This window comes from Blautia sp. ZXY-1-B12, from assembly GCF_056339915.1.
Genome location: NZ_JBWJVP010000092.1, coordinates 23,174 through 31,298 on the forward strand (window position 1 = coordinate 23,174; position 8,125 = coordinate 31,298).

The window sequence follows — 8,125 nt, forward strand, 5'->3', positions numbered from 1 at the left end:
TTCCAAACCTTACATTTGCTTTTGACAAAAGAAGAGTATTTCTTCTGTTTGACAATCTCTCCACAGGTCCATATAATGAAATACAAGACATAACTGCCAGTCTGTAGAAAGGACTGGCAGTATATGACTTTATCATAGGCAGAACGAGAGCGGAGGAGAGAAAGCTGCGTATGAAAAGATTTGATGATAAGAACGGCACAGATGATAAAAAGAAGCGAAAGCGGATTCTGTTTATGGCAGGACTAATCGCAGTGATTATCATTACAGCTGCCTTATTTTATTTTAACAGTTTTGTGATGAAAACAGAGAATTCCAGAGCCAGAGATTCTCTTCTGGAATGGACAGAGCAGAATGCAGCACTTGTCGGAAGCCGGATTGATATGTACTATGATCTTCTGGAGTGTGCGGCAGATTATATCAGTGATATGCCTTTAGATAAAGCACAGACAGAGGAGATGCTGAGGGAGAAATTTCACCGTCACACAGAGAAGTTTGATTCGCTGAAGATTATCAGTGAGGATGGCCGCTGCGTGCAGGACGGACAGGCTTATTCCCTGAAAGAATACTTCCTGATGGCTATGTTAGGTAACAGGGGTCTGGCAGAAAATGGATATTCCTACGCAGATGGAGTGATATTGTCAGTACCTGTCAAAAATGAGGCACAGCAGATTAAGGGAGTGCTCTGTGGGACGCTTCCGTGCAGCAGTCTGGACGTATATGGAAAGGCAGACCGTAGAAAAGGATATGCAGGGCTTTTTGTGATAGATAATCATGGAAAATATATTGTGTCTGATGGCGGCAATGACACTTTTGATAATGATTTCCTGACCTGGCTGGAGGGGCGTGAACTGAGTCTGCCGATTTCCGATATTAAGTCCCAGATGGACAGTGGATTCCGATATTACTTTGCAATTTCAGGTGAAGATGGAGATTATATGGTGACTGCGGCACCTGTAGACGGTAAGAAGCTGTTTGCGGTAACAATGGCTGATAACAGGTATATTCATCAGGCAGGACTCAGATACCGGATATGGGTATTTGTGATTACTCTGGTGATCATCCTGAGTCTTATAGCAGTTATTGGAGTTTATCTGTATTTCCGGCGTGAGGACAGGATCGCTATCCGCAATCTGAACCGTCAGCTTATGCTGAATGAGGAAACTTACCGCATCACAGCAAGGGAGAGTGACCTGTGTGTTTTTACTTATGATGTGGAAACAGAGCAGATACAGTTTCTGAATGACAAATATCAGAATCTGGGACTGGATCAGTCGGAACTCAGCGTACCGGTTCTGCTTCGGAAAATCAGAGAGATTAATCCGGAAACCTGTTCTGTAATCAGGGATATATTCGCCAGGGCAGATTCTGCTGAAGCTTTGCATTCACAGAAGGTGAAGGTGTGGGCAGGAGGACGTATGCGGTATCTGCAGGTCAAGACTACGAATCTGTACGATGAATCGGGAAAAGTGTCCCGTATGGTCGGCAGTATCGAGGATGTTACGGATATGGAGAATGATATGCTCAAGCTTCAGAAGGAGGCAAGGACGGATCTTCTGACAGGTGCCATGAACAGGGCAGCGGGCACATCTGCCATCAACCGGATGCTTGTGCAGGAACTTCATCCGGGATGTGTAAATACTTTTGCTATTGTGGATCTGGATAATTTCAAAACGCTCAATGATGTCATGGGACATATGTGGGGAGACAGGGCTCTCTGCGAGGTTGTCCTGATCATGAAGAAGCATTGCAGGGCTCAGGACATCGTCTGTCGTCTGGGCGGTGATGAGTTTGTGGTATTTCTGCCGGATATGACCAGGGAAGCGGCGGAGGAGAGTCTGCGTATACTTTCTGCGAAGCTGCATATTGATTATGTGAAAGAAAACCTGGAGGTAATGATCTCCGCATCTATGGGGATTGTTTTCTCAGATGGAAGAGATATCACTTTCCAGGACCTGTATGAGGAGGCAGACGGATGTCTGTATCAGGTGAAACGTACCTTCAAGGGTTCCTATCATATTTCAGACAGAGCCGACCGGGTAAAGGCAGATTAGTACAGCGTTTCGTAAATAACTATACCAATCGCGTAGGATGCGGATTCGAGTGTGCTGGTATAAAAACGCAGGCGTAGCGGGCTACGCTGAGGCTTTTAGACCTGTGCAATCGGATTCGCAGACAAGTGAGTGGTATAGTTATTTCGAAAACGATGTACTAGGGAAGTTCCTGTAAAAAATATGCGATGAAATATAGGCATAAATAATAAGAAAAGACTTGACTTAGGCATGCCATGTGTGATAAACTTGACAAGCGACATGGAAGTTAGGTCTTTTTTTTATGCCCGAAAAGATGACGGATACATCGTCCGGCATGAGGAAAATGACCATGCAAATGAAAACACTGGAGGTGGAAGTTGTGCGCGTTAAGATTACATTAGCATGTACCGAGTGCAAGCAGCGTAACTACAATATGACTAAGGAGAAAAAGAACCATCCTGAGAGAATGGAAACTCAGAAATATTGTAAGTTCTGCCGCAAACACACTCTGCATAAGGAAACAAAGTAATCCAAGGTAACTGGACGAAACAGTTACTCACAGAGAATTGTGAGGTCAGGCTATGCAAGGAAATGAAAAATCTGCTGGCAAGAGCCAGAAGAAGAGTTGGTTTCAGGGACTTCAGTCAGAATTCAGGAAGATTGTCTGGACAGACCGCAATGAACTGATTAAGCAGACTATCGTGGTAGTTTGCGTGTCGATCGTGCTTTGCGTACTGATCAGCGTCATGGATTCATTTATTCTCGAAGGCATTAATCTTTTAATGAAATAAGGATAAGGTGATTGTATGTCAGAAGCGAAATGGTATGTTGTTCATACTTATTCCGGGTATGAGAACAAAGTAAAAGTCGATATTGAAAAAACCATCGAAAACAGACACCTGGAAGACCAGATCCTTGAAGTTCGTGTTCCGCTGCAGGAAGTGGCTGAGCTGAAAAACGGGGCTCTGAAACAGGTTCAGAAGAAAATGTTTCCTGGCTATGTACTTCTCAACATGGTTATGAATGACGATACATGGTATGTTGTCCGTAACACCAGAGGTGTGACAGGCTTCGTTGGACCAGGGTCCAAGCCGGTACCGTTGACCGAGGAAGAGATGCTTCCTCTTGGTATCAAGAAAGAGGAAATTCAGGTCGATTTCGCAGAGGGTGATACAGTTGTTGTCACAGGCGGTGCCTGGAAAGATACCGTTGGTGTTATCACTGCCCTTAATGTGCAGAAACAGACAGCAACGATCAATGTTGAACTTTTCGGCCGCGAAACGCCGGTAGAAATTAGTTTCGCAGAAATCAAACAGATGTAACAAGCAAAGGTAACAATATCGTGGGAGGGACCATAAACCCCCGCCAATACCACATAGGAGGTGCCGAAAAATGGCAAAGAAAGTAACAGGATATATCAAATTACAGATTCCGGCTGGTAAAGCAACTCCAGCACCACCTGTAGGTCCAGCTCTTGGACAGCACGGTGTAAATATCGTTCAGTTCACAAAAGAGTTCAATGCAAGAACAGCAGATCAGGGAGACTTAATCATTCCTGTAGTTATCACTGTTTATGCAGACAGAAGTTTCAGCTTCATAACCAAAACTCCGCCGGCTGCAGTTCTTCTTAAGAAAGCTGCTAAGATCAAATCCGGTTCCGGCGTACCGAACAAGACAAAAGTTGCTAAGGTTACTAAAGCTCAGGTTCAGGAAATCGCTGAACTTAAGATGAAAGACTTAAATGCAGCATCCCTTGAAGCAGCTATGAGCATGATCGCTGGTACTGCAAGAAGTATGGGAATCGAAGTAGTTGATTAATTTTAATATTAAATAGTAAGTGGGAGGGCGTTCCCCGCAAATACCACAGGAGGTTATAGAAATGAAACGAGGAAAGAAATACGTGGAAGCTGCTAAAGCAGTAGACCGCGCTACATTATATGATACCGCAGAAGCTATCAGCTTAGTTAAAAAAGCTGCAGTTGCTAAATTTGACGAAACTATCGAAGTTCATATCCGTACAGGCTGCGATGGACGTCATGCAGACCAGCAGATTCGTGGTGCAGTAGTTCTGCCACATGGTACTGGTAAAAAAGTTCGTGTTTTAGTATTCGCTAAAGATGCTAAAGCTGAAGAAGCAAAAGCAGCAGGTGCTGAATTCGTAGGAGCTGAGGATCTTATTCCGAAGATCCAGAACGAAGGATGGTTAGACTTTGACGTTGTTGTTGCAACTCCAGATATGATGGGTGTTGTAGGTCGTCTTGGTCGTGTACTTGGACCGAAAGGTTTAATGCCAAACCCGAAAGCTGGTACAGTAACAATGGACGTTACTAAAGCTGTTCACGATATCAAAGCAGGTAAGATTGAGTACCGTCTTGATAAAACCAACATCATTCATGTTCCGGTTGGTAAAGCATCCTTTACAGAGGAACAGTTAAGCGACAACTTCCAGACGCTGATCGATGCTATCGTTAAGGCTAGACCAAGCACACTGAAAGGTCAGTATTTAAAGAGCGTTGTTATTGCTCCGACAATGGGACCTGGTGTGAAGATCAACCCGATGAAATTAGCATAATAGATTTTAGCAATTTAAGACTCTCGGAGATGCTCCGGGGGTCTTTTTGCGTTTCTTTTTGGGGGTGGCGGGTATGGGGACGCGCAGGAAAATATTTGTTTTCTGATACGGCTGCGGAGGCAGGAATACTAAGCTTCCGGAAATTTGCTAAAACCATGCCATAAAAATTCAAACTCGCTTCGCTCAGACAGTGAATTTTTCCGGCATAACGCAAATTCCCGGAAGCTAAGTATTGCTACACCTCCTGTAGATGTATCAGAAAACAAATATTTTCCTGTGCTGTACAATGGTTTCACGGGAAGAAGAGAAAGGGAAGGTATTGGAGATAGGGGAAAAGATGAAATGTATGTGTGCAGGAATGGAAGATTACAAGATTTGGTAAGGGTGTGTTATAGTAAGGGGAATTAAGAGAAGAAACAGGAGGCGTTATTGTGGCTGGCAGGAGACGGAAAAAGAGCGGTGGAAGAAGTTATGCATGGAGATATCGGGGCAGGATTGTGGCTTGTGTGTTTGTTGAGGTGATCATTATCTGTGCGCTGGTTATCATGATCGGATGGAATAAGGGCGTGAAGGAGTGGTTTGAGCAGTTTGAGCAGCCGGTTCTGAAGGAAGTGGATATCAGTGGGATCAACAGTCCGAATGCGATCCTGATGCAGGCCAGGGGAGGTAAGATTCTGGGTGAGATTAACGGGGAGGCTCAGATTTATCCGGCTTCTATGACGAAGATTATGACTGTGATATTGGGGATTGAGAATTTTGATGATCTGGATGAGAAAATTACTCTGACGAATGAGATGTTCACCGGATTATATGAGCAGGATGCTACACAGGCAGGTTTTCAGCCGGGGGAAGAGGTTCGGGTGATTGATCTTCTCTATGGTGCGATGCTGCCTTCGGGGGCAGAGTGCTGTATTGCGCTGGCAGATACAATCAGTGGTTCAGAGGCGGATTTTGCGGAGCTGATGAATAAGAAAGCAAGGAAGCTTGGAATGGAGAATACCAATTTCTGTGACTCTACAGGACTGCATAACCCGGATCATTACAGTACGGTTAAGGATATTGCTGTTTTGATGAAGTATTGCATTAAGAATGATACGTTTCGTGAGATTGTGGAGACCTCCAGACATTCTACCGGAGTTACAAATATCCACCCGGATGGAATTACTTACTACAGTACAATGTTTAAAAATCTGTCTGATCCGACAGTCACAGGTGGAAAAATCCTCGGTGGCAAGACCGGCTATACCAGTGAGGCAGGGCACTGTCTGGTGAGTTTTGCGGAGATTGAGGGCAGGGAATATATATTTGTTTCCGCAGGTGCTTCAGGAGCAGATGGAAATACGATTCCGCATATTCAGGATGCTGTGACTGTTTATAACAGGGTTGGTGCGGCGATTGAGGCGAAGATGAATAATAATAACAAATAGAATGTCAGATGTTACTGTTCACACACCACTATCCCGCGAGGTGTTTTGACATGAACATGCCAAAATCCCGAGACATACAAGCCAAAATTCCATTGCCGCAGGTAATCTGGAATGAATTTTGGCTACGTTACTGAGAACGGAGTGAACAGTAACTGTCAGATTATTTTGCATCGTATGTTTATGGATTTTTTATAGACATATTTTTATATATATGATATAATCAATCACATATAAAAGAACGATACGGGCTACAAAGGAGGTGGAATTGGTGACGGACAGACAAATACTGGAAGCCGTTTTGACGGAGGTCAGAGGACTTGGAACGCGAATGGATAAATTCGAAAGTCGAATGGATGGATTCGAAAGCCAAATGGATAAATTCGAAAGCCAGATGAACCGAATGGAAGAAAGTCAGAAGCGTTTTGAAGAAGAGACCAGAAATAACTTTGCAGATATCAAACTGCATTTGGAGAACATAACGGATAGGAATATTTCTATCCTTGCAGAGAATCATCTGAATCTTATCAATAAGATGGATGTGTCGGCTACCTGGATGAACAGGATTATGATTAATGAGGTTAAGATGAATGCTTTGACAGATCAGGTTGCCAGACTTCAGGCGAAATCCAGTTAAGCTTCCAATGATGAAAATACGAACGGATAAAAAGGGAGAACCATTGAGGTTCTCCCTTTAAAAGGTTTATTTTATGCGATTTTCCGATAGAATTATTCTCCGAAGTATCTCTTAAGAAGACCAGCGAATGCTTTTCCATGTCTTGCTTCGTCTCTTGCCATTTCATGAACTGTATCATGGATAGCGTCAAGGTTAGCAGCTTTTGCACGTTTAGCAAGGTCTGTTTTACCAGCTGTAGCACCGTTCTCGGCTTCTACACGCATCTGAAGGTTTTTCTTTGTGCTGTCTGTTACAACTTCACCTAATAATTCAGCGAATTTAGCAGCATGTTCTGCTTCTTCATAAGCTGCTTTTTCATAGTATAAACCGATTTCCGGATATCCTTCTCTGTGAGCAACTCTTGCCATTGCAAGATACATACCAACTTCAGAGCATTCACCCTGGAAGTTTGCTCTTAAATCAGCCATGATGTCTTCGCTGGATCCCTGAGCAACACCTACAACGTGTTCAGCAGCCCATGACATTTCGCCATCCTGCTTTACGAATTTATCAGCCGGTGCCTTACATACAGGACAGGCTTCCGGAGCTTTCTCACCTTCATAAACATAACCACATACACTACATACCCATTTTGTCATAATTAAAATCTCCTTTTCTTTTTAATGAATTTATTAGGGATGCCAGAAAATAAATTGATTATCTCAGCATCGTTTAGTTCTTACTGCTTTCCGTCTGTGCGGTAGAAAAAGTAATTTTTAATAATAGTAATTATTACTGTTTTCTGTAATTTTAGATTACCATACTTGATTGAAAAAGTCAAGTTTAATTTTAGCTTTTTTGCAACTTTTTATCATTAGTTGTTATTCCCAATTTGGCCACTAATGATGTAAGCAAAAACTACTTTGAACTATCAGAGTTGCCTTCTGTCTCTTTCAGGCAGTCCTCACACAGGCCGAAGAATCTGGCACTGTAATCAGTAATCTTTCCTTTGAAGTTCTCACCTGCAAGGTCCATAATGTGGTGAATTCCCTCGCTCTCAAGGTCGATGATCCGCTCACATCTGATACACATGAAGTGGCAGTGCCTCTCGGTCCGCCCGTCAAAGTGATCCGCTCCGGCGAAAGAGGAAAGCTTCTTGATCTCTCCCAGATCAGCCAGCAGAGATAAGTTGCGATATACCGTACCGAGGCTGATATTCGGATAGATGAGCTTCATATTCTCATATACCGCATCGGCAGTAGGATGATCGGTTCTGGTTCTTAGAAACTCTTTAATCGATTCCCTCTGACGGCTGTATTTCAGTGTCGCCATGGTATTCCTCCCTTCCCTGTTTACTCGCAAATGATTTATCATAACTGTTCAGGATAGTTGCAGTTATAATCTATTCAATAACGATAATCATTACTGATATTGATACTATACAATATTGGATTGAAATTGTCAAGATATAAAATTATTATTT

10 protein-coding genes are annotated in these 8,125 nt (G+C 43.2%); 8 read left to right on the forward strand and 2 right to left on the reverse strand.

Features of this window, described 5'->3' with window-relative positions; all coding sequences use genetic code 11:
• The first annotated feature begins 170 nt into the window (after window positions 1–170).
• The 8 genes from AC075L_RS06050 (at window position 171) to AC075L_RS06085 (ending at window position 6,663) form a co-directional block, all read left to right on the forward strand.
• Complete coding sequence (locus tag AC075L_RS06050) at window positions 171–2,051, forward strand: sensor domain-containing diguanylate cyclase (RefSeq protein WP_128866294.1); 1,881 nt, start codon at window positions 171–173, stop codon at window positions 2,049–2,051.
• A 358-nt stretch (window positions 2,052–2,409) separates the two neighbouring features.
• On the forward strand, window positions 2,410–2,559 hold the full coding sequence (gene rpmG / locus AC075L_RS06055) for a 50S ribosomal protein L33 (RefSeq protein WP_025578252.1): 150 nt from the start codon (window positions 2,410–2,412) through the stop codon (window positions 2,557–2,559).
• Window positions 2,560–2,611: 52 nt separating this feature from the next.
• Window positions 2,612–2,821, forward strand: a complete 210-nt coding sequence (gene secE / locus AC075L_RS06060; protein WP_008705380.1) for a preprotein translocase subunit SecE — start codon at window positions 2,612–2,614, stop codon at window positions 2,819–2,821.
• Window positions 2,822–2,836: 15 nt separating this feature from the next.
• Window positions 2,837–3,352, forward strand: a complete 516-nt coding sequence (gene nusG, locus AC075L_RS06065; protein WP_008705379.1) for a transcription termination/antitermination protein NusG — start codon at window positions 2,837–2,839, stop codon at window positions 3,350–3,352.
• Window positions 3,353–3,422: 70 nt separating this feature from the next.
• Complete coding sequence (rplK, locus tag AC075L_RS06070) at window positions 3,423–3,848, forward strand: 50S ribosomal protein L11 (RefSeq protein ID WP_008705378.1); 426 nt, start codon at window positions 3,423–3,425, stop codon at window positions 3,846–3,848.
• A 61-nt stretch (window positions 3,849–3,909) separates the two neighbouring features.
• Window positions 3,910–4,602, forward strand: coding sequence for a 50S ribosomal protein L1 (rplA, locus tag AC075L_RS06075; RefSeq protein ID WP_008705377.1), 693 nt, complete (start codon window positions 3,910–3,912; stop codon window positions 4,600–4,602).
• Window positions 4,603–5,033: 431 nt separating this feature from the next.
• Window positions 5,034–6,029, forward strand: coding sequence for a D-alanyl-D-alanine carboxypeptidase family protein (locus AC075L_RS06080; protein WP_243097935.1), 996 nt, complete (start codon window positions 5,034–5,036; stop codon window positions 6,027–6,029).
• Between the two features lie 268 nt (window positions 6,030–6,297).
• Window positions 6,298–6,663, forward strand: a complete 366-nt coding sequence (locus tag AC075L_RS06085; RefSeq protein ID WP_226825001.1) for a hypothetical protein — start codon at window positions 6,298–6,300, stop codon at window positions 6,661–6,663.
• 92 nt (window positions 6,664–6,755) lie between these two features.
• Here the strand turns inward: AC075L_RS06085 and AC075L_RS06090 are convergent, their stop codons facing one another.
• Both AC075L_RS06090 and AC075L_RS06095 read right to left on the reverse strand, forming a co-directional pair.
• Window positions 6,756–7,301, reverse strand: a complete 546-nt coding sequence (locus AC075L_RS06090) for an NADH peroxidase (RefSeq protein ID WP_008705373.1) — start codon at window positions 7,299–7,301, stop codon at window positions 6,756–6,758.
• Window positions 7,302–7,560: 259 nt separating this feature from the next.
• The gene (locus AC075L_RS06095; RefSeq protein WP_118330463.1) at window positions 7,561–7,974 is read right to left on the reverse strand and encodes a Fur family transcriptional regulator; all 414 of its coding nucleotides are present in this window, start codon (window positions 7,972–7,974) and stop codon (window positions 7,561–7,563) included.
• Window positions 7,975–8,125 lie beyond the last annotated feature (151 nt).